This window comes from Mangrovicoccus algicola, assembly GCF_014903745.1.
GTDB classification, from domain to species: Bacteria; Pseudomonadota; Alphaproteobacteria; order Rhodobacterales; family Rhodobacteraceae; genus Mangrovicoccus; species Mangrovicoccus algicola.
The window spans coordinates 1-20349 of sequence record NZ_JACVXA010000034.1; the positions used below are offsets into that span (position 1 = coordinate 1).

General features: G+C 69.9%; 17 protein-coding genes. 8 read left to right on the forward strand and 9 right to left on the reverse strand.

Going from position 1 to position 20349, the window contains the following annotated elements:
• Together ICN82_RS11680 and ICN82_RS11685 are read left to right on the forward strand one after the other, a co-directional pair.
• On the forward strand, nucleotides 1–729 hold a 729-nt coding region (locus ICN82_RS11680), incomplete at its 5' end, for an arginase family protein (protein WP_193182917.1).
• A 3-nt stretch (nucleotides 730–732) separates the two neighbouring features.
• Complete coding sequence (locus tag ICN82_RS11685; protein ID WP_193182918.1) at nucleotides 733–1818, forward strand: ornithine cyclodeaminase; 1086 nt, start codon at nucleotides 733–735, stop codon at nucleotides 1816–1818.
• A gap of 12 nt (nucleotides 1819–1830) precedes the next feature.
• Here ICN82_RS11685 and ICN82_RS11690 read toward each other — a convergent pair whose 3' ends face one another.
• A complete protein-coding gene (locus tag ICN82_RS11690; protein ID WP_193182920.1) occupies nucleotides 1831–3285 on the reverse strand; it encodes a coniferyl aldehyde dehydrogenase in 1455 nt (484 codons plus the stop codon).
• A 189-nt stretch (nucleotides 3286–3474) separates the two neighbouring features.
• Here ICN82_RS11690 and ICN82_RS11695 point away from each other — a divergent pair, with 189 nt between their 5' ends.
• On the forward strand, nucleotides 3475–4566 hold the full coding sequence (locus tag ICN82_RS11695; protein WP_193182922.1) for an AbrB family transcriptional regulator: 1092 nt from the start codon (nucleotides 3475–3477) through the stop codon (nucleotides 4564–4566).
• Between the two features lie 25 nt (nucleotides 4567–4591).
• On the opposite strand, the gene ICN82_RS11700 is transcribed toward ICN82_RS11695, so the two are convergent.
• The 8 genes from ICN82_RS11700 to ICN82_RS11735 form a co-directional block, all read right to left on the reverse strand.
• Nucleotides 4592–5632: a quaternary amine ABC transporter ATP-binding protein gene (locus tag ICN82_RS11700; protein ID WP_193182924.1), complete on the reverse strand. Its 1041-nt coding sequence runs from the start codon at nucleotides 5630–5632 to the stop codon at nucleotides 4592–4594.
• Nucleotides 5633–5642: 10 nt separating this feature from the next.
• Nucleotides 5643–6671 (reverse strand): ABC transporter permease, encoded by a 1029-nt coding sequence (locus ICN82_RS11705; RefSeq protein WP_193182926.1) that lies wholly within the window; start codon nucleotides 6669–6671, stop codon nucleotides 5643–5645.
• 84 nt (nucleotides 6672–6755) lie between these two features.
• Nucleotides 6756–7727, reverse strand: coding sequence for an ABC transporter substrate-binding protein (locus tag ICN82_RS11710; protein WP_193182928.1), 972 nt, complete (start codon nucleotides 7725–7727; stop codon nucleotides 6756–6758).
• 287 nt (nucleotides 7728–8014) lie between these two features.
• Entirely contained in the window at nucleotides 8015–9358 is a 1344-nt protein-coding gene (locus tag ICN82_RS11715; RefSeq protein ID WP_193182930.1) for an efflux transporter outer membrane subunit, read from the reverse strand.
• Nucleotides 9359–9382: 24 nt separating this feature from the next.
• Nucleotides 9383–11323 (reverse strand): MacB family efflux pump subunit, encoded by a 1941-nt coding sequence (locus ICN82_RS11720; protein WP_193182932.1) that lies wholly within the window; start codon nucleotides 11321–11323, stop codon nucleotides 9383–9385.
• A 12-nt stretch (nucleotides 11324–11335) separates the two neighbouring features.
• Nucleotides 11336–12517 (reverse strand): efflux RND transporter periplasmic adaptor subunit, encoded by a 1182-nt coding sequence (locus tag ICN82_RS11725; protein WP_193182934.1) that lies wholly within the window; start codon nucleotides 12515–12517, stop codon nucleotides 11336–11338.
• Nucleotides 12518–12760: 243 nt separating this feature from the next.
• Nucleotides 12761–13279, reverse strand: coding sequence for an RES family NAD+ phosphorylase (locus ICN82_RS11730; RefSeq protein ID WP_193182936.1), 519 nt, complete (start codon nucleotides 13277–13279; stop codon nucleotides 12761–12763).
• On the reverse strand, nucleotides 13276–13626 hold the full coding sequence (locus ICN82_RS11735; RefSeq protein WP_193182938.1) for an antitoxin Xre/MbcA/ParS toxin-binding domain-containing protein: 351 nt from the start codon (nucleotides 13624–13626) through the stop codon (nucleotides 13276–13278). Before ICN82_RS11735 ends, ICN82_RS11730 begins: the two co-directional genes overlap by 4 nt.
• A gap of 196 nt (nucleotides 13627–13822) precedes the next feature.
• On the opposite strand from ICN82_RS11735, the gene repA reads away from it, so the two are divergent.
• From repA to ICN82_RS11760, 5 genes are all read left to right on the forward strand, one after another.
• Nucleotides 13823–15043: a plasmid partitioning protein RepA gene (gene repA, locus ICN82_RS11740; protein WP_193182940.1), complete on the forward strand. Its 1221-nt coding sequence runs from the start codon at nucleotides 13823–13825 to the stop codon at nucleotides 15041–15043.
• Nucleotides 15043–16026: a ParB/RepB/Spo0J family partition protein gene (locus ICN82_RS11745; protein WP_193182942.1), complete on the forward strand. Its 984-nt coding sequence runs from the start codon at nucleotides 15043–15045 to the stop codon at nucleotides 16024–16026. The genes repA and ICN82_RS11745 overlap by 1 nt, the downstream gene beginning before the upstream one ends.
• 206 nt (nucleotides 16027–16232) lie before the next feature.
• Nucleotides 16233–17312 carry a helix-turn-helix domain-containing protein gene (locus ICN82_RS11750; protein ID WP_193182944.1) on the forward strand — a complete coding sequence of 360 codons (1080 nt, stop codon included), beginning with the start codon at nucleotides 16233–16235 and terminating at the stop codon, nucleotides 17310–17312.
• 370 nt (nucleotides 17313–17682) lie between these two features.
• On the forward strand, nucleotides 17683–19059 hold the full coding sequence (locus tag ICN82_RS11755; protein ID WP_193182946.1) for an NAD-dependent succinate-semialdehyde dehydrogenase: 1377 nt from the start codon (nucleotides 17683–17685) through the stop codon (nucleotides 19057–19059).
• A 148-nt stretch (nucleotides 19060–19207) separates the two neighbouring features.
• On the forward strand, nucleotides 19208–20296 hold the full coding sequence (locus tag ICN82_RS11760; RefSeq protein WP_193182948.1) for an alkene reductase: 1089 nt from the start codon (nucleotides 19208–19210) through the stop codon (nucleotides 20294–20296).
• The last annotated feature ends 53 nt before the right edge of the window (nucleotides 20297–20349 follow it).

Consider the following 20349-nt stretch of genomic DNA (forward strand, 5'->3'; position numbering starts at 1 on the left):
CGGCGGCTGGGACCGACGGCGGACTGGATCCGCGGCCTGGGGCCGGCGGCGGCGGCGGCCGGGGAGGCCGCGGCGCGGCCCGTCTTCCTGGGGGGGGATCACGCGATGGCGGCGGCGACCCTGCCGGCCATGGCCGCCCGCGCCGCCCGCAGGCGGCGGCCGCTCTTCCTGCTGTGGCTGGATGCCCATCCCGACCTGCACAGCCTCGACAGCACCACCAGCGGCAACCTGCACGGCACCCCGGTCGCCTATGCGATCGGCGAAAGCGGCTTCGCCGCCTTCCCGCCCCTGCCCGCGCGGGTCGATCCCGCGCATATCTGCATGATGGGGCTGCGCTCCGTCGATCCGGCCGAGGCCGACGGGATCACCCGCCACGGGATCGAGGCCCATTCCATGCAGGCGCTGCGCGCGCGCGGCCTCGCCGCGGTGCTGGAGCGGTTCCTGTGCCGCGTGGCGGCGGCAGGCGGCGATCTGCATGTCAGCTTCGACCTCGATTTCCTCGACCCAGCCCATGCCCCGGCCGTGGGCACCCCGGTGCCCGGCGGCGCGGCGCCGGGCGAGGCCGCCGCCATCGCCGCAACGCTTGCCGCCAGCGGTCTCGTCACCTCGATGGACCTGGCCGAGCTGAACCCCGCCCGCGACCCCGCGGGCACCTCCGCCGCGCTGATGGCCGGGCTTGCCGCGCGCATGCTGGCCCGTCCCGCGGCCCTTTCCCGCACAGGAAGCTGAGCCATGACCGATCTTTCCCCCGCCGCAACGCCGCAGACCCCCGCCCCCTCCGCGCTGGCCATGGTGCCCTTCGTCTCGGTCGGCGACATGATGCGGCTGGTCCATCGCGAGGGCATCGACCGCGTGCTGCGCGACCTGGCCGCGCATATCGAGGCGGATTTCCTGCGCTGGCCGGAATTCGACAAGACCCCGCGCGTCGCCAGCCATTCCGAGGGCGGGGTGATCGAGCTGATGCCTGCCGCCGATGCCCGGCTCTACGGGTTCAAATACGTCAACGGCCATCCCGGCAACACCCGCAGCGGCCACCAGACCGTGACCGCCTTCGGGGTGCTGTCGGACGTGGCGACGGGCTATCCGCTGCTCCTGAGCGAGATGACGCTGCTGACCGCCCTGCGCACGGCGGCGACCTCGGCGCTGGCGGCGCGGGCGCTGATGCCCGCGGGGGCGGCCACGATGGCGATGATCGGCAATGGCGCGCAATGCGAATTCCAGGCGCTGGCCTTCCGCGCGCTCTGCGGGATCGACCGGCTGCGGCTCTACGACACCGATCCGCGCGCCACCGCCAAGGCCATGGCCAACCTGCGCCGCCAGGGATTCGAGGTCACGGCCTGCGACGCGGCCGAGGCGGCGGTGGAGGGCGCGCAGGTCATCACCACCTGCACCGCCGACAAGCGCAACGCGACGATCCTGACCGACAACATGGTGGGGGCGGGCGTGCATGTGAACGCCATCGGCGGCGACTGTCCCGGCAAGACCGAGCTGCATCGCGACATCCTGGGCCGCGCCACGATCTTCGTCGAATACCCGCCCCAGACCCGGGTGGAGGGCGAGATCCAGCAGCTGGACCCCGATCACCCGGTGACCGAGCTGTGGCAGGTCCTGGCCGGACAGGCGCCGGGGCGCCGCGACGCGCGGGAGATCACGCTGTTCGACAGCGTCGGCTTCGCGATCGAGGATTTCTCGGCGCTGCGCTACCTGCTGGGCCGGGTGCGCGCAGGCGCCGCCCATGCGCGGCTGGACCTGCTGGCGGATCCCGACGACCCGCGCGACCTCTTCGGCATGCTGGAGCGCGCCCGGCCCGCGGGCTGAGCGCGCGCGCCCTCAGCCTTTCGGGGGTTTCAGGATCCCCGCGAGGATCTTGTCGGCGCGGGGGCCGAAGGGCGGGCGCAGCATCGTCGCGATGTTCCAGCGGCCCTGCACGAAGACCCCCTTGGCATGGCTCATCGCGCGGAATCCTTCGATCCCGTGATAGGCGCCCATGCCGCTGGGCCCGACCCCGCCGAAGGGCAGGTCGTCCTGCGCGACATGCAGCAGCGTGCCGTTGACCGTGACATTGCCCGAGACGGTGCGGGACAGGACCCGGTCGCGCTCCGCCCCCTCGGGGCCGAAGAAATACAGCGCCAGCGGCCGCGGCCGGGCATTCACATAGGCGATGGCATCGTCGATCCCGTCATGGCCGATCACCGGCAGGACGGGGCCGAAGATCTCCTCCTGCAGGATGCGCATCCCGTCCGTGGCGCCCAGCACGAGGGTCGGCGCCATCTTGTTGTGCAGCCCTTCCGCCGCCTGCGGGTGGTGGCCGACGGGGCGGATCTCGGCGCCGCCTGCCCGGGCCTCCTCGACCAGCGCGCTCAGCCGCGCATGGTGGCGCGCGTTGACGATGCTGGAGTAATCGGTGCCGGCCGGCCCCTCGGGATAGAGCGCCTTCACCGCGCGGTCATAGGCCTCGGCAAAGGCGCCGATCTCGGCGCGGGGGACCAGGACGTAATCGGTGGCGATGCAGGTCTGGCCGGAATTGGCCAGCTTGCCATAGGCGATGGAGGCCGCCGCCCGGTCCAGGTCCTGCCCCGCCGCGAGGATGGCGGGCGACTTGCCGCCCAGTTCCAGCGTCACGGGCACCAGGTTCTGTGCCGCCGCCGCCATCACCTTGCGCCCGATGCCGGTCCCGCCGGTGAAGAGGAGATGATCGAAGGGCAGCCCGGCAAAGGCCGCGCCGGTTTCCGCATCGCCGGTGACGATGGCCACCTCCTCCTGCGCGAAGATCTGCGGGATCAGCCGCGCCGCCAGCGCCGCGGAGGCCGGGGTCAGCTCCGACATCTTCACCATCGCGCGGTTGCCCGCCGCCAGCGCCGTCGCCAGCGGCAGCAGCGCCAGCTGCAGCGGATAGTTCCAGGGCGCGATGATGCCCACCACCCCCAGCGGCTGGTACTCCACCCGCGCCTGCCCGGCGCGCATGGTCAGCACCACATGCCGTTTCTCGGGCTTCATGAAGCGCTTGAGGTTCTTCAGCAGGTAGTCGATCGCCGTGACGACCGGCATGATCTCCATGATCCCGGTCTCGTGGCGCGAGCGGTGGCCGAAATCGGCGGTCAGCGCCGCCTCGATCTCGGCGCGATGGGCGATCAGCGCGGATTTCAGCCGGTTCAGCGCCGCGCGACGGGCCTCGGCCGGGGGCGGGCCATCGGCCAGGAAGGCCGCGCGCTGGCGCTCCAGGATCGCGGCAAGCCCGGCATCGGGAACGGGGGCGGCGGCGGAAAATTCGGTCTGGGCGGTCATGGCGGCATCCGGATCTGGGGTAAAAAGCATTTTCATCAGGCATGGCGGGCGGGCGCTGCCTTGTCAACGACGCGCTTCCGCCGCGGCAAAGCGGCCCGCGTCTTGACGCATTGGCACCCTGACGCGAAGCCGATAGCCTGGACATGCGCCCGTCCTGGCGCGCGATGCCCTGCCCTGCCGGGAGACCTCATGCCGAACCGAACCGATCCTGCCATCGGGCGCCCCGCCGCCTGGGCCCTGCTGGGCGTGCTCTCCGTGGCGGCGGCCGCCGCGCTGGAACTGGTGCGCCTGCCCGCCGCGCTGCTGCTGGGGCCGATGGCGGCGGCGATCTTCGTCGCGGCGGCCCGTCCCGCCCCTGCCGGACGACCGCTGTCGCTGCCCCGCGCGGCATTCGAGATCGCCCAGGCCGCGGTCGGCGTCTCGGTGGGCAGCCAGCTGCCCGCCAGCGTCCTCGACACGCTGCGCGCCGATTGGGCGGTGTTCGGGCTGGGCGTCGTCTCGGTGATCGCGGCCTCCTCCTGGCTGGGCTACCTGCTGGCGCGGCGGCAGGTTCTGCCGGGAACGACCGCCGTCTGGGGCGCCTCGCCCGGCGCGGCGCAGGCGATGGTCTTCCTCGCCGGGGCGCATGGCGCCGACATGCGGCTGGTCGCGGTGATGCAGTACCTGCGGGTCGGCATGGTGGCGGGGGGCGCGTCGCTGGTGGCGATGCTGGCCCATGCCGGGGGCGACGCCCCCGCCCCGCCGCCCTGGTTCCCGCCCCCCGATGCCGGGCTGGCGGCGGCCTGCGCGGTGATGGCGGCGGCGATCCTGGCCGCACGGCTGACGCGCATGGCGGCGGGCAGCTTCCTTCTGGCCCTGCTGTTCGGGGCGGTGGCGGCCAATGCCGGGCCGGTCGCCCCGGCCATGCCGCACTGGCTGATGGCGCTGGCCTATGGCGCGGCGGGCTGGGCGGTCGGGCTGCGCTTCACCCGCGCGATCCTGGCCCATGCGGCGCGGGCCCTGCCGCGGCTGGCGCTGTCCGTGCTGCTGCTTATGGGGCTGTGCGGCCTGATGGCGGCGGCGCTGGTGGCCTTTGCCGGGGTCGATCCGCTGACCGCCTACCTGGCGACCAGCCCCGGCGGCGCCGATACCGTGGCGATCATCGCCGCCTCCAGCAATGTGGACCTGCCCTTCGTGATGGCGATGCAGACGCTGCGCTTCGTCATGGTCCTGCTGAGCGGACCCTGGATCGCGCGGCAGGTGGCGCGGCGCCTGCCCGGCGCGCCGCAGGCGCCGGGCTGAACCGGGCGGCCGGGGGCCGCGCGGCTCAGGCCGCTCCGGCCGGTTCGGTCCCCACCAGCGCCGTCAGCACGTCGCGCATGGCCAGCACGCCGGTCTGGCGCCCGCGCTCCATCACCCGGAAGACCAGGTCGGCATCGCCGCCGCCCAGGGTGATGACCTCCTCCAGCGTGGCAGTGCCCGCGATCTCGACCGCGCCCTCCGGCGGCGAGATGTCGGTGCGGGTCATCACCGTGCGCGCGCGCAGCACCCGCGCGCGGTTGATGTCGGCGATGAAGTCCACGATGTAGGGATCGGAGGGGTTCATCAGGATATGCTGCGGCTCGCCCTGCTGCACGACCTCGCCATCCTTCAGGATCACCAGGTGATCGGCCAGTTTCAGCGCCTCGTCGAGATCATGGGTGATGAAGACGATGGTCTTCTGCAGCTCGCGCTGCAGCTCCAGCAGAAGGTCCTGCATGTCGGTGCGGATCAGCGGGTCCAGCGCCGAGAACGCCTCGTCCATCAGCATGATGTCGGAATTGGAGGTCAGCGCCCGGGCGATGCCGACGCGCTGCTGCATGCCGCCCGACAGCTGGTGGGGATACTGCTCCCCCTGCCCGTCCAGCCCGACCCGGTCCAGCCACTTGACCGCCTCCGCCTCGTAGTCGCGCCGCCTGGCGCCTTCCACGATCAGCGGCGTCGCGACGTTTTCCAGCACCGTGCGATGCGGCAGCAGGGCGAATTTCTGGAACACCATCGACATCGTGTGCCGCCGCATCCGGCGCAGCCGGGCGGGGCCGTATTCCATGATGTTCTCGCCATCGACCACGACCTCGCCCGCCGTGGGTTCGATCAGCCGGTTGAGATGCCGGATCAGGGTGGATTTCCCCGATCCCGACAGGCCCATGATGACGGTGATCTCGCCATCCTGCATGTCGACATTGATGTCGCGCAGGCCCAGCACGTGATTGTGCTGCTCCAGCAGCTCGGGCTTGTGCATCCCCGCCCGCGCCTGTTCCAGCGCCGCCGCGGGGGCGTCGCCGAAGATCTTGTAGAGGTTGCGGACGGAAATCTTGGGAGTGCTCATCGGCCGGTCCTCACTGTTTCTGCGCGGCATTGACACGCGCCAGCGCCGCCTTGGTGGACCGGTCGAGGATCACCGCCAGCAGCACGATCCCCAGCCCGGCGATCAGGCCCACGCCCAGTTCCAGGTTGCGGATGCCGCGCAGCACCAGCACGCCCAGCCCCGGCGCCGAGACCATCGAGGCGATGACGACCATGGCGAGGCTCATCATGATGGTCTGGTTCACCCCCGCCATGATGTTGGGCAGCGCCAGCGGGATCTGCACGCCGAACAGCTTCTGGCGGTCGGTCATGCCGAAGGCATCGGCGGCCTCGATCACCTCGGGATCCACGAGGCGGATGCCGAGATTGGTCAGCCGCACCACCGGCACGATCGCGTAGAGGATCACCGCAATGCCGTAGAGCTTGGGCTCGGTCACCGAGAAGAGGAAGATCAGCGGGATCAGGTAGACGAAGGGCGGCAGGGTCTGAAGCATGTCCAGAACCGGGATCATCACCCGTTCCAGCCGGTCCGAGCGCGACATGGCGATGCCGATCGGCACGCCCAGGATCACCGCGATCAGCGCGCAGACGGCGATGATCGCCAGGGTCTGCATCGCATAGTCGTAATAGTTGATGAAGGCCAGCCCGCCGAAGGCCAGCAGGATGAAGCCGGTCAGCCTGGCCGAGCGGCTGACCAGCGCCACGATCAGCGCCAGAACCGGGATCATCACGAACCAGGGCGTGGCCTGGAACAGCCACAGCGCGCCTTCCAGCGCCCAGGACAGCGGCTGCGTCAGCGGGTCGAGCACCACGGAGAGCGAGTCCTTGATGTCGAGAAATCCGCGCTCCAGCCCGCGGGTCAGGTCGCGGGACTGCGGAAAGCTGGCGCAGGCGTCGTTCAGGGCATCCATCGAGGGAAACGGCGTTTCCCAGACCGAGGCGTCGGGCGCGCTGCCCGTGCGGCTCATCAGGTCGGCCATGGACATGGGCGCGGCGGCGTCGCTGCCATCGCACCAGTCGCGCAGGCCGAGCGTGTCGAAAATCCAGTCATAGGTGGCCATGCACCTCTCCTTCTTCCGGGGGCGGGGCAGCCCGGGGAACCCGGGCCGCCGAAGGGTCCGGCGCAGGGCCGGACCGCGTCGCGCTTATTGCTGCAGCAGGGCCGAGAGGCGTTCGGTCGCGGCCTCGTTCAGCCAGGCGGACCAGATCTCGGGGTTGCTGGTCAGGAAATGGACCGCGCCTTCCTCGCCCGATGCGCCGTTCTCGTCCATCCAGCTGAGGAGGCCGTTCATCGTGTCGACCGGGAAGGTCATCTTGGACAGGAACTCGACCAGCTCGGGATGGTCGGTCTCGAAATCGGTGGTCACGGCGGTGGCGACCGGCGCCGGCGGGAAGGAGGTGCGCTCGACATCGGTGGCATCCTGGTCCTGCGCCGCCTCGTGCGCGGCCTGGTCATACTCGCCCATGTCGACCTGCACCATGTTGTAGCGCCCGATCACCGCGGTCGGCGCCCAGTAATAGCCGAACCAGGGTTCGCGGTTCTCGTAGGCCGAGGCGATGGAGGTCGCCAGGGTCTCGCCCGAGCCGTGGTTGAAGATCTCGATCCCCGCATCCGCGACGCCGAAGGCCGGCAGCAGGTTGTCGTTGAACACCCGGCAGCCCCAGCCCTCGGGGCAGTTGTGGAAGCGCCCGCCGACCAGCTCGGGATTGGCCAGGATGCCGTCGATCGTGGTCAGCTCGGGATGCTCTTCCGCCAGGTAGTCGGGGATCCACCACGCATCGATGCCGCCGGGATCCAGGACCGGGCCCAGCTCGACGATCCGGCCTTCCTCCTTCAGCCGCTCATAGACCTGCCCCGTCGCGTTGGTCCACAATTCGGTGACGATGTCGGGCTCGCCATTCTCGGCGACCGAGGTGATCGCGGGCACGGTATCCGACGGCACGATGGACACCTCGCAGCCATAGCCCTGCTGCAGGATGAAGCTGGCCACGTTGGTGACGACCGAGGCCGAGGCCCAGTTCATTTCGGTGATCGAGACCGCGCCGCAGGCATCGTCCTGGGCAAAAGCGGGGGCGGCAAGCAGCGACAGCGCCGCGCCGGTGAGGAATTTGTTCATCGGAAGCTCCTTTCAGGGGAGGGATCGGCCTGCCGGGCGGGCGCGGAAAAACGCGGCCGCCGGCGCCCCGGAGGGCGCCCGGTTATCGGGAAACAGCAGGTCATGCCGCGCCCCTATAGGCAAATTTGCGCCGAACCTGAACCGGAAATGTCGCAGGCGTTATTCCGCCTGTCGCAAAACGGCGATCTGCGCCCTGCACTGCCGGCCTGCCGCGGCGCCCCGCCGGGGGCGGCGGTCAGGCCTGCGATATGATTCGCACGCCAACGACCCCGCGGGCCAGGCCCGCCTCAGGGCTCGGCATAGGCCCCCGCGCCGAGCGCCACCTGCACCGCCGCCCATTCCGACGCCAGGTCGCGCACGGTTCCCGCCAGGCTGATCCGCGCCCCCGCCAGGGTGCTGTCATCATCCAGAAGGTCGGTCAGCTGCAGCGACCCGGCGGCAAAGGCCCCCCGCGACAGCCGCGCCGCCTCCTCGTAGGAGCGCACCGAGGTTTCCCGCAATTCCGCCTCCCGCCGCAGCCGCAGCCAGCGGCTATGCGCGGATTGCACGTCCTCCACCGCGCCCAGGATCGTCGCGCGCCAGTCGATCTCGGCCTGTTTCGCCTGGGAAATCGCCCGCGCCCGCTCGGCGCGCAGCCGCGGCTGCGACAGCACCGGCAGCGAGATGTCCGGCCCGAAGCTCCAGGCATTGCCGCGGGTCTGCGACAGCGTCCCCGACAGGCTGATGGAGGGCAGCAGATCGGCCTCGGCCACGCCGACATCCGCCGTCGCCCCGATCAGCGCCTGCTCGGCGGCGCGCACATCGGGGCGGTTGCGCAGCAATTCGGCGGGCATCCCCAGGCTCAGCCCCTGCCCCGCCCGCGGCTGCGCCCGGCCCGGCTCCATCGCGGCGATCAGCGGCCCCGAGGGTTCGCCCAGCAGCGTCGCGATGGCATAGACCTGCGCCAGGAAACTGGATTCCTGCCCCGGGATCCCCGCCTGCGACGCGTCGAAGGCCGCCTGCGCCTGCACCAGCTCGTACCGCGTCGCCGATCCGGCGGCCAGCTTGGCGCGGGTCATCTCCAGCGTCTCGCGCTGCAGCTCGATCTGCTGGCGGTTCAGCGCCAGCGCCTCCTGGTAATAGCGCGCGTCGATATAGGCGGCGGTGATGGCGCTCAGATAGGCCAGCCGCGCGGTGCCCTCGTCGGCCTCCGCCGCCGCCAGATCCGCCGCCGCCGATTGCGCGCCCCGGCGCAGCCCGCCGAAGAGATCCAGCACCACCGACCCCGACAGGGACACGGAATTGCCCTGGGTCACGCTCTGCCCGTCGCCGCCCTGCCGCGTCCAGGACCCGCCCGCATCGCCCGATACCGCCGCCGCCGCCCCCGCGGCGCGCAGCCCGGCCTCGGCCGCGCGGATCCGCTCCACCGCCACGGCAATGTCCAGGTTCTGGGCCAGGCCGCGCGCCACCAGGTCGTTCAGCATCGCGTCGTTATAGGCCGTCCACCAGCGACGGGTCGCCACCTCGCCGATCGCCGCCGCGTCGCCCTCGGCAAAGCGCGCCTGCATCGCCAGGTCGGGACGGACGTAATCCGGCCCCACCGGCGCGCAGGCCGCGGCAAGAAGGGCAAGGCAGATCAGGCTGCGGGTCATGGGCAGGGGTCCTTTCGCGGGCGGTCAGTCACGGCTCAGCGCGACCACCGGATCAAGCCGGGCCGCCGCGCGGGCGGGCAGGTAGCCGAAGGTGATGCCGATCAGGGTGGAGGAGGCGACGGCCGCCACGACCGACAGGGTCGAGAAGCTCAGCCGCAGCCCCTCGGCCAGCTGCATCGCCAGCGCGCCCCCCCCGAAGGCCAGCGCGATCCCCGCGATCCCGCCCGCGAGGCTGACCAGGACCGCCTCGATCAGGAATTGCGCGACGATGTCGGCGCGGCGCGCGCCGATGGCGATGCGCACGCCGATTTCCCGGGTGCGCTCGGTGACCGAGACCAGCATGATGTTCATCACGCCGATCCCCCCCACCACCAGCGAGATCACCGCGATCGCCGCGATCAGCACGGTCATGGTCCGCGTCGTCGAGGTGATCGTCTCGCGGATCGTGTCGCTGTTCTGCAGGAAGAAATCCTGGGTGCCGTGGCGCAGCGTCAGCAGCGTGGTGATCGCCGCCTCGGCATCGGCCATGTCATGGCCGTCGGCCACCTGCACGGTGATGCTGTCGAGGTTGCGCTGTCCCGAGACGCGGCCCATCACGGTGGTATAGGGCAGGAAGGCGTTCAGCGACTCCGGCCCGAAACTGGCCCCCGAGGACCGCACCACCCCGATCACCCGCACCGGCACATTGCCCAGCCGCAGCACCTGCCCCACCGCGTCGCCATCGGGAAAGAAGCTGTCGCGCGTCGCCTCGTCGATCACCGCCACCTGCGCCAGGTCCGCGATATCGGCCGCGTCGAACAGCCCGCCCGCGACGGTGCTGTAGGAGCGCAGCGCGAAGTAGTCGCTGCTGACCCCGCTGGCCGAGACGCTGGCCTCGGTCGCGCCGACCCGGCCCGTCAGGCTGGCCGAGACCGCGGGCGAGACCGCCGCGGCGTAATCCGCCCCCGACAAAGCGGCGGCATCCGAGGGCATCAGCGTCTTGATCCGCCCCGCGCCCCGCGCGCCGAAGCCCGATCCCGCGCGCACGGTGATCGTGCTGGTGCCCAGCGACGAGATGTTTTCCAGCACCCGCTGCTGGCTGCCGCTTCCCAGCGCGACGGTCAGCACCACCGAGGCGATGCCGATGATGATGCCCAGCATGGTCAGGAAACTGCGCAGCCGGTGCGCGGCGATGGCGCCGGTGGCCATGCGGAACGCCTCGAGGATCCGTGTCGCCGCCGCCCCGGGCCCCCGGCGCGGCGCCTGGGGCGCGGGGGCGGAGGCCCCGGGCGTGCTGCCGCCTGCCCCGCCATCGGACAGGATGCGCCCGTCGCTGATCTCGATCACCCGGTGCGCATGGGCGGCAACCTTGGGATCATGGGTGACGAGGATGATCGTGTGGCCCTGCCGGTTCAGCTCCAGCAGCAGATCCATCAGCTCGGCACCGCTGCGCGTGTCCAGCGCCCCGGTCGGCTCGTCCGCCAGGATCACCTCGCCGCCATTCATCAGCGCCCGCGCCACCGCCACGCGCTGCTGCTGTCCGCCCGAAAGCGCGGCGGGACGATGGCCCAGCCGGTCGCCCAGCCCCAGACGCGCCAGCAGGTCGCGCGCCCGGCGCCGCCGGCGCTCGCGCGGCTCGCCCGCATAGATCGCGGCGACCTCGACATTGCCGATCGCATCCAGCGTGCCCAGGAGCTGGTAGCGCTGGAAGATGAAGCCGAAATGCGCGCAGCGCAGCTCCGCCCGCGCCTCGGCATCCAGCCCCCCGACATCGCGGCCGCGGAACAGGTAGCGCCCCGCCGACGGCCGGTCGAGGCAGCCCAGCAGGTTCATCAGCGTCGATTTCCCCGACCCCGAGGCGCCGATGATCGCCACCAGTTCGCCCGCGCGGATCTCCAGGTCGACCCCGTGCAGCACGGTGACCATCTCCTCGCCCGCGCGGAACTGCCGGGTCAGCCCCTCCAGGCGGATCAGCGGATCTTCCATGGCGTCGCGTCCTCAGAACATCGGCGGCGGACGCATCCGGCCGGTGCCGCGCGCGGCGCCCGCCGGGGCTGCCGCGGCCAGTCCGCCGCCCGCGACGATCCTCTGGCCCTCGCTCAGCCCGTCGCGGATCTCGGCAGTGACCTTGTCGTTCAGCCCGACCTCGACGCGCTGCGGGCGCACCTGCCTAGCCGCCGGGTCCCAGATGCCCACCGCGCTGCCCCGCGGCGTGCTGCGCAGCGCCGCCGCGGGCACGGTCAGCACGTCCTCGGCGCGGCCCAGCTCGATGGAGACCTCGGCGCTCATGCCGATGCGCAGCCGTCCGTCGGGATTGGCCACCTCCATCAGCGCGTTGTAGTAAACCGCGGTTTCGCTGTCGATCGTGTCGGCCTCGGCGATCTCGTCGGGGGCGGGCTCGATCTCGCGCAGCGTCGCGCGGAACGGCGCATCCGGCGCGCCCAGCGTGGTGAAGGTGACCGCCTGCCCCGGCGCGACCTTCATCACGTCGGCCTCCGAGACCTCTGCCTTGACCACCATGGTCGACAGGTCCGCGATCTTGACGATGGTCGGCGCCGATTGCGAGGAGTTCACCGTCTGGCCCTGCTTGACGACCACGGCCACCACCGTGCCGGCGATCGGCGCGGTGATGCGCGTGCGTTCCAGTGCCACCCGCGCCGTGGCCAGGGTCACCGCGGCGCTGGATTTCTGCGCCTCCAGCGCCTCCAGATCGGCCCGGGCGACGCGCAGATCGGCTGTGGCGGCCTCGACATCCTCCTCGGTGGCATAGCTGCCGCCCTGCAGCGTCTGCAACCGCGCCAGCGCGCGCTCGGACTTGTCGATGGTGGCCTCGGTGGAGGTGATCTGCGCGGCCAGGTTGGCCAGCGCGGCCTCTGCCTGCAGCACCTCGTTCTGCTGGTCCTGGGAATCGATGCGCGCGATCAGGTCGCCCTCGGCCACCACGTCGCCAAGCGCTACGGCCAGGGTCTCCACCTGGCCCGACACCCGGGCCCCGACGCTGACCAGCTCATGCGCCTCCAGCATGCCCGAGACCAGGACCGTCTCGGCCACGGTGCCGCGCGTCACGGCCACCTGCGGCGGCGCCGCGACGCTTCCCTCGCCCGGGGCCAGCCGCCAGGCCGCGGCCGCCCCCAGTGCCGCCAGCACCAGGATCGCCGCCGCCGCGCTGCGCGCCCTCATCGTCCGACCTCCGCGCGGCCGGGACGCCGGCGGCACGGTTCCGCGATCACTGATAGAGTCATGTCACCCGTTCTTTCCCGGCCTTGCGACAGAAGATGGCTAGCAGCGCTGCGTTTCCGGCACATGTCCGGTGCGTGGCGAAAGATGTCCGGCGGCGGGCGCGATGCGGCCGAATCCCGCCGGTGGGCGCAGATAGAGGAAGAACCCCGGTCAAGGCAACATCGCCGAAGACCGCAGCCGCGGCTATTGCCATGAGCGGCGGCGCGGATCGGTCATCGCGACGGCATGGGGCGGCCCGGCCGCCCAGATCCAGAAGACCAGGTTCACATCCGCCGCCCCCGCCCCCCGCGCGAAGCTCGGCACGATCAGCGCCGCATAGCCGCGCGCCACCAGCCGTTCCGCCAGATCCTGCGACGGCACCCGGTCGCCGCGCATCTGCCGCAGCGCCCAGTCGGCGCAGTCCAGCTCCGCCGCCGCGACCCCCTCCGCGCGGCACATGGCCGGGTCGGTGGCGTCGAAGACGGCCGCGCAATCCACCGCGTATTCGCACAGCGTCACCGGCTTCATCGGGCGGCCCAGCGGGCTGGCCTCGAGGATCGCGGTCAGCGGCGACAGCGCGGTGTAGAGCGCGGCCCGCCCGGGGCGGTTGAACCGGCCGCCATGGCGCCGCGCCCCCTCCCCCGAGACCGGCGCGAAGGTCCATTCGGGATTATGCGCGCGGAAGACGGGACCCGTGAAACGCGTCCCCGGCCCGGCGCTCACGCAAAGCCGCCCGACATCACCCGGTCCAGATGCGCGCGCACGACATCGGCCCGGCCCTCGCGCACCAGCTGGTCGGCGGTCATGCCGCCGAACCCCGCCAGCGGCTCCGAGCGGAACCAGGCATAGGCGGCCAGGGGCGATCCCGCCTGCCCCTCGACGCGGTTGAGGATCTCGACCATCTCGCGCAGCCGCGTCTGGGTCTTGACCGCCCGGATTCGCTCCTTGCGGCTGAACGCGTCGCGGCCAAGGCCCAGGGTCGCGGCGATCTCGGCCCGCGTCGTGCGCAGCGCGGCCGAGATCAGCTCGGGGCTGAACCCCCCCTCATCGGTCAGGCTGCGGAAATCCATGGCGATACCTCATGTTTCATGACGCATATTAGCGTCATGATCCGCGTGGTGCAAGGCCGACCCGCCGGGATGACAGGGGCAGGCCGCCATCTCGGCGCAGGCGACCCCTATTCAGTTTCGCCGGTCATGTCAGGAAACTGTAGATCTTCGAGGGAAACATGATATGGGTAGGCAAAACAGAATCCCTGAGGCAGCCATGTCCGGCCGAATCCTGGCATCCGAACAGCTGATGTCCTTCAGCTCGATCATCGATACCGCGCTGACGCAGCAGCGCGAACTTCTTTATGCGCCGGACCAGCGCAAATCCGACAAGCCGCTGCGGCCCTTCTCGGTGCGCGAGGTCAGCCATGCGCTGAAGGTGAAGTACAATTCGCTGCGCCAGTATCTGAACACGCTCGAGGGCATGCCCGCCGGCACGCTGGAATCGGGCAACCGCAAGTATTTCACCGCCGAGGAAATCGCGGAGATCCAGGCCGTCCTGCACCGCGAGGGAAAGATCGGCGACGAGCGGTTTCCGCGCCGCAATCCCGGCGACGCGCAGGCGCGGCTGGTGGTCTACAACCTCAAGGGCGGGGTCTCCAAGACCTCGCTCTCGGTGAACCTCGCGCAATTCCTCGCGCTCAGGGGCTACCGGATCCTTGCCGTCGATCTCGACCCGCAAGCCAGTTTCTCGGACATGTTCGACATCCAGGCCGATCTGGACGGACAGGCCTCGATCTATGACGTGCTGCGCTATGCCGACCCTGCCTCCGGCGAGGGGCCGATCCCGATTACCGACGCGATTCAGGCCACTTACGTGCCGAATATCGATATCGTCCCGGGGTCGATGTCGATGACGGAATTCGAGTACGAAACCTCCGCCTCCTTCCGCGCGGGCGACGGCACGCCGTTTCACCGCCGCATCGCCGATGCGCTGGAACAGGTCGACGGATATTACGACCTGGTGCTGTTCGACACGCCGCCGCACATGTCCTTCGCCGTGATCGCCGCGGTCTTCGCCGCCACCGGGATGCTGATCCCGCTATCGGCGGGGATGCTCGACGTCGTGTCGCTGGCCAAGTTCCTGGAACTTGCCGCCTCCACCATGCAGGTGGTCGAGCAGCACCAGGACAAGCGCTATGACTTCATCCGCTTCGTGCTGACGCGCTATTCCGCCTCCGACCCCGCGCAGCTGCAGCTCAGCTCCTTCCTGCGCACCCATCTGGGCGGCGCCATGCTGAAACACGACTTCGTCAGCTCCACCGCCATCGCGGATGCCGGCAACACCATGAATCCGCTGCTGGAACTCGATCCGGGCAGCTTCCACCGCAAGACCTATGACCGCATCTTCGACAGCCTGTCGGGGATCGCGGACGAGGTCGATTCCGAGATCATGCGCGCCTGGGGCCGCAAGCCCTTCGAGAGGGAGGATAACTGATGGTCCGCCGTCCGCGACAGGCATTCCCCACCGCATCCGGTGACGGGACCGAGCCGCCCAAACCCGCCCAGCCCGCGCGCCGCGCGCCGATGTTCGCCCGCGGCGCGGCCAGCCTGGACACCGCCGCCCGGTCGGCCGCGGCCGAGGACAGGATGTACCGCAACCTCGCGGTCGAGCTGATCGACCCCTCCCCGATCCGCGACCGCATCGACCTGAGCGAGAATCTCGACGAGCTCAAGCGCAGCCTCGCCGAGGAAGGCCAGCAGATCCCGATCCTGGTGCGCCCGAAACCGGGCAGCGACCGGTTCGAGATCGTGACGGGGCGTCGGCGGCTCCAGGCCACCCGCGAACTGGGCCAGGCGACGATCCAGGCCTTCGTCCGGGTGATGAGCGACGAGGAGGCCTTCGTCGCCCAGGGGGTGGAGAACAACGCGCGGCTGGAAACCTCCTTCATCGAGCGGGCGCGGACCATCCTTTCGGCGCTGGAGGCCGGGTTCACGCAGACCCAGGTGGAGAAATTCCTCGGAACCGATCAGACGATGATCTCGCGGATGAAATCCATCTATACCGGCCTGGGCGAGGAGCTGGTGCTGGCGATCGGTCCGGCCCGCGGCATCGGGCGGCGCAAATGGGACAGGCTCCTCGCGCTGATCCGCGCCGATGGCCGCGCGCCGGAAAGCCTTGCCGCCATCGTGCCCGCGGACATCCCCGACAGCGCGGAGCGGTTCGATGCCTTCCTGCGGCAGATGGAGGAGGCGGCACCGCCCTCCCCTGCCCCGGCGCCGGCGCCGAAACCCGGAAAACCTGCCAGGGCGGCCCGCGATGACGGTCGTCCGCTGGTCACCGAACGCCGGTCGGACCGGCTGGTGATCCGCACGGGCGAGGGCGTGCCCCCGGCCTTTCTCGAATTCGTGGAAGCCTGCCTGCCGGGCCTTCTGCACCAGTATTACGAAAACGTTCCCGGGGAACCCGGGGACGACTGAGCCCGGCCCGCCAGGGCGCCGCAGAGCGCCGGGCCGAAACGACGGAAAACAAGAAGAGGAGCAGACGACAGGCAAAAGAAAACCCCTCAAAGCCGGGGCTCCGAAGGGTCTCCAAGATACGTAGCAGTTCCTTGGTACCCGAAAATCCGAATCTTTGGCAACACCGATTTTCGGTGAACGGGTGATTTTTGCCGTCTGATACAGGCATGAGTCATGAAACTTCGGCGGGTCTTCCGTCCGGAGACAGGGATCCTCTGTCTCCGCCTCCCCCCATCGGGCATTTCTCCCTCGACCGCTGGCAGGTGCTGCAGCTGGTCAAGGACACGGCGCGGGCGCTGGGTCTGGGCGAACGCGACATCGCGGTCCTGGCCGCCCATCTGAGCGTCCTTCCCAAGGGGCCCGTGCAGTCGGACCGTCTCTGCATGTCCTATGCCGAGATCGGCGGGCTTCTGGACCGCGCCAACTGCATGGATGAACGCCGGTTCCGGCGCGGAGAAACCCGGCTTGCCGAGGCCGGGCTGATCCTCCGCAAGCTTTCGGGAAACGGCCGACGCTATCCGGTGCGCGATGGCCGCGGTCAAATCGTCGATGCCTACGGGATCGACCTGCGGCCCCTGTTCCTGCGCGTCCCCGAACTTCGGCAGCTGCGCGATGACCTGGCCCAGGCAGAGGCCCGGCGCCGCGCGGTGAGATCGCGCCTCAGCGCCCGGCTCGGCGCGCTCCGCCGCGGCCTCGGGGACGCGCTGCCGCAAACCGTGCAGGAGATCATGGGCGAGCTGCAACGCCTGTGCCGCCGCAGCTCTGCCCGGATCGCGGAGCTCCAGGCCGCCGAGCGCCGCATGGACGAGATCGAAGCCGCGATTTCAGAGGCCCCGGAATGCAGGGACAGCCAGCCATCGCCGGACATTCCGGCCGCCGATGCCGGACAAACTGTCCGGCGCATGGAGTCCCCAGAAAAAGAAATACATACCCCGCACGATCCCCAAGCCCTGCTGCGGGCCTCTCCGAGAGTCGCAGGATACTTTCCGGAGACCCCGCGAAACGCCCAGGCCCTCAAAAGATCGATTCAGGATTTCATAGGATTTCTTGGATTGGACAGGGACAGAGGACGGCAGATCACGGATACCGTTCCGCTATCGGATTTGCTGCAGATGCTGGAGTACCTGATGGGGCGTCTCTCGGCGATACGGGATCCGGCAGGATACCTTCTGACGATCATAGCGCGTTATCAAACCGGGAACCCCGTGGCGGGCGGACAGGTCAGGAGGCGATGCCATGCCTTATGACCGCGGTCATATCCGCCATCCACCATCGGACGTGTTATGACCGCGGTCATAAGTGTCAGACCCCCGCAAGCCAGCCGCGCCAATATAAAATTACCGGACATTTGTGTTGATGCCGTTCGGAGCCTTCTTTCGCGCAGCGCTTTATCGGGGCGATCCGGGAAATCGGACATTTGCCCGCGGGCAGGCGTCGCCATCGGGTCTTCCGGTCCCGTTCCTTTGTGGAACCGCCCGGGCTTGGCCAGCCAAGCACGGCCGGTCGGATAGGCAAACGCTGTCCATATCTTGAGCAGGTTGTGATCGCGGCCGCGGAAACTTTCGCAGAACGGCGCGTTGGGTTCGGGAACGCAAGACGCAGTACGGGAGAACGACCATGTCCGGCATCACGACCATCAACCCGGCAACGGAAGAGCGGATCGGCAGCTATGACCTGATGAGCGACGCCCAGGTCTCGGACGCGGTCCAGGCATGTCACGCTGCATTCCGTGACTGGAGGGGAATGCCCGTCGAGGACCGCGCGGCGGTGATCCGGGCTATTGGCGGGAAACTGCGGGAAAACAAGGAGGAGTTCGCTGCGCTGATGACCCGGGAAGTGGGCAAGCTGATCGGGGACAGCCGTGACGAGATCGAGCTTTGCGCGGCGATCTGCGAGTTCACGGCCGATGCGGGACCGCGGGAACTGGCGGATGAGGAACGCGACATTCCAGGGGGCAGGGGTGTTGTCAGCTACGCGCCGGTCGGGGTTATCTACGGCATCCAGCCATGGAACTTCCCCTGCTACCAGGCGGTGCGCTACGCGGTTGCCAACCTGATGGCCGGCAATGGCGTCCTGCTGAAACATGCCGAGAACTGCACCGGATCGGGGCTGATGCTGAAACGCATCTTCGAGGCGGCGGGCCTGCCGCGGAACCTGTTCACCGTCCTGCTGATCGACCACGACCAGTCCGACCGGGTCATCGAGAACCCGCTGGTGCGCGGCGTGACCATGACCGGCAGCGACGGCGCCGGGCGGGTGATCGCCGCGAAGGCGGCCGAGAACCTCAAGAAGACGGTGCTGGAGCTGGGCTCCAACGACGCGTATATCGTGCTTGACGATGCCGATCTGGACGTGGCGGTCGAGGCCTGCGTGCAGGGCCGGATCTACAATAACGGCCAGACCTGCGTGAACGCCAAGCGCTTCGTGGTGACGGATCGCAATTACGACGCCTTCGTCGAGCGTTTCGCCGAGAAGATGGCGGCGATCGAAATGGGCGACCCCACCGAGGAGGCCACCCGGCTGGGCCCGATGGCGCGCAGCGACCTGCGCGACAAGCTGGCCGAGCAGGTCGAGGAGAGCATCCGCAAGGGGGCCCGCGCCATCGTCGGCGGCACCGTGCCGGACCGCAAGGGGGCCTATTACCCGGCAACCGTGCTGGTCGACGTGGCGCCCGGGCAGCCCGCCTATGATGACGAGCTGTTCGGCCCGGTGGCCTCGGTCATCCGCGCGACGGATGACGCGGACGCGATGCGCATCGCCAATGACAGTCGCTACGGGCTGGGCGGCGGCATCTTCTCGAAGGATGTGGAGCGGGCGCGGCGCCTGGCCTCGGAGCAATTCGATACCGGCATGATTTCGGTGAACGGGTTCAACGTCGCCATTCCCAACATGCCCTTCGGCGGCGTGAAGGATTCCGGCTATGGCCGCGAACATGGCGGGTTCGGCATGAAGGAATTCGTCAATGCCAAGTCGGTCTACCTGGCCGAGGCGTGACGGGCCTGCCGGAGGACCGCCCGGTTGCGGCCCGGTGCTGGCAGAGCCTCCGGGCCTGCCCGGGCCTGGTCGCCGCCACGGCCCGGACCGGTCCGATGACGCCGCCCGCGGGCGGTCCCGATCCCAGACGCAAGAAAGAGCAAGACGCATGAGCGACATGTCCCCCCTGTTCACCCCGCTGCGCGCGGGCAACCTGATGCTTCCCAACCGCGTGCTGATGGCACCGCTGACGCGCAACCGCGCGCCGGCGGATGGCACCCCGGCGCGCATGGCCGAAACCTATTACGCACAGCGCGCCTCGGCGGGGCTGATCGTGTCGGAGGCGACGCAGGTCAGCCCGATGGGCAAGGGCTATATCGACACGCCCGGCATCCACGAGCAGGCCCATGCCGATGCCTGGGCGCGGATCGTGGAGGCGGTGCATGCGGCGGGCGGGCGCATCGTGCTGCAGCTGTGGCATGTCGGACGCATCAGCCACAGCTCGCTCCTGCCCGGGGGCGCGGCGCCGGTATCGGCCAGCGCGGTGCGCGCCGAGAGCAAGACCTTCACCGCGAACGGGTTCGAACCCTGTTCCCCGCCAGAGGCGCTGAGCCTCGACGGGATCGCGCGCACCCTGGACGATTACGAAACCGCCGCGCGGCTGGCGAAGGCGGCGGGGTTCGACGGCGTCGAGGTCCATGGCGCCAATGGCTACCTGCTGGACCAGTTCCTGCAGGACGGGGTGAACCGGCGCGACGATGCCTATGGCGGTTCGGTGGAGAACCGGATGCGGCTGCTGCGCGAGGTGGTGGAGCGGGTGTCGTCGGTCTTCGACCCCGGCGATGTGGGCGTGCGCCTCTCGCCCCTGGGGCAGGCCAACGACATCTCGGACAGCGACCCCGAGGGGCTGTTCTCGGCGGTGATCGACATGCTGTCCGGGCGGGGCCTGGCCTATCTGCACCTGATCGAGGAATTCTACGGCGCCGATACGACCGATGCCGATCGCGACATGCTGCGCCGCCTGCGCGGGCGCTTCGACGGGGTGTATTTCGGCAATGGCGGCTATGACGGCGCACGGGCGGCGGCGGCGATCCGCGAGGGCGGGGCCGATGCCATCGCCTTCGGGCGGCCCTTCATCGCCAATCCCGACCTGCCGGAACGGTTCCGCCGCGGCGCCGCGCTGACCCCGCCGGATCAGGACACGTTCTATGGCGGGGACGAGACCGGCTATACCGACTATCCCTTCCTGGATCGCTGATCCGCCGGGGGCAGGGCAGGGCGGCCGGGGCCGCCCGCCCGAGGCGCCGGGGG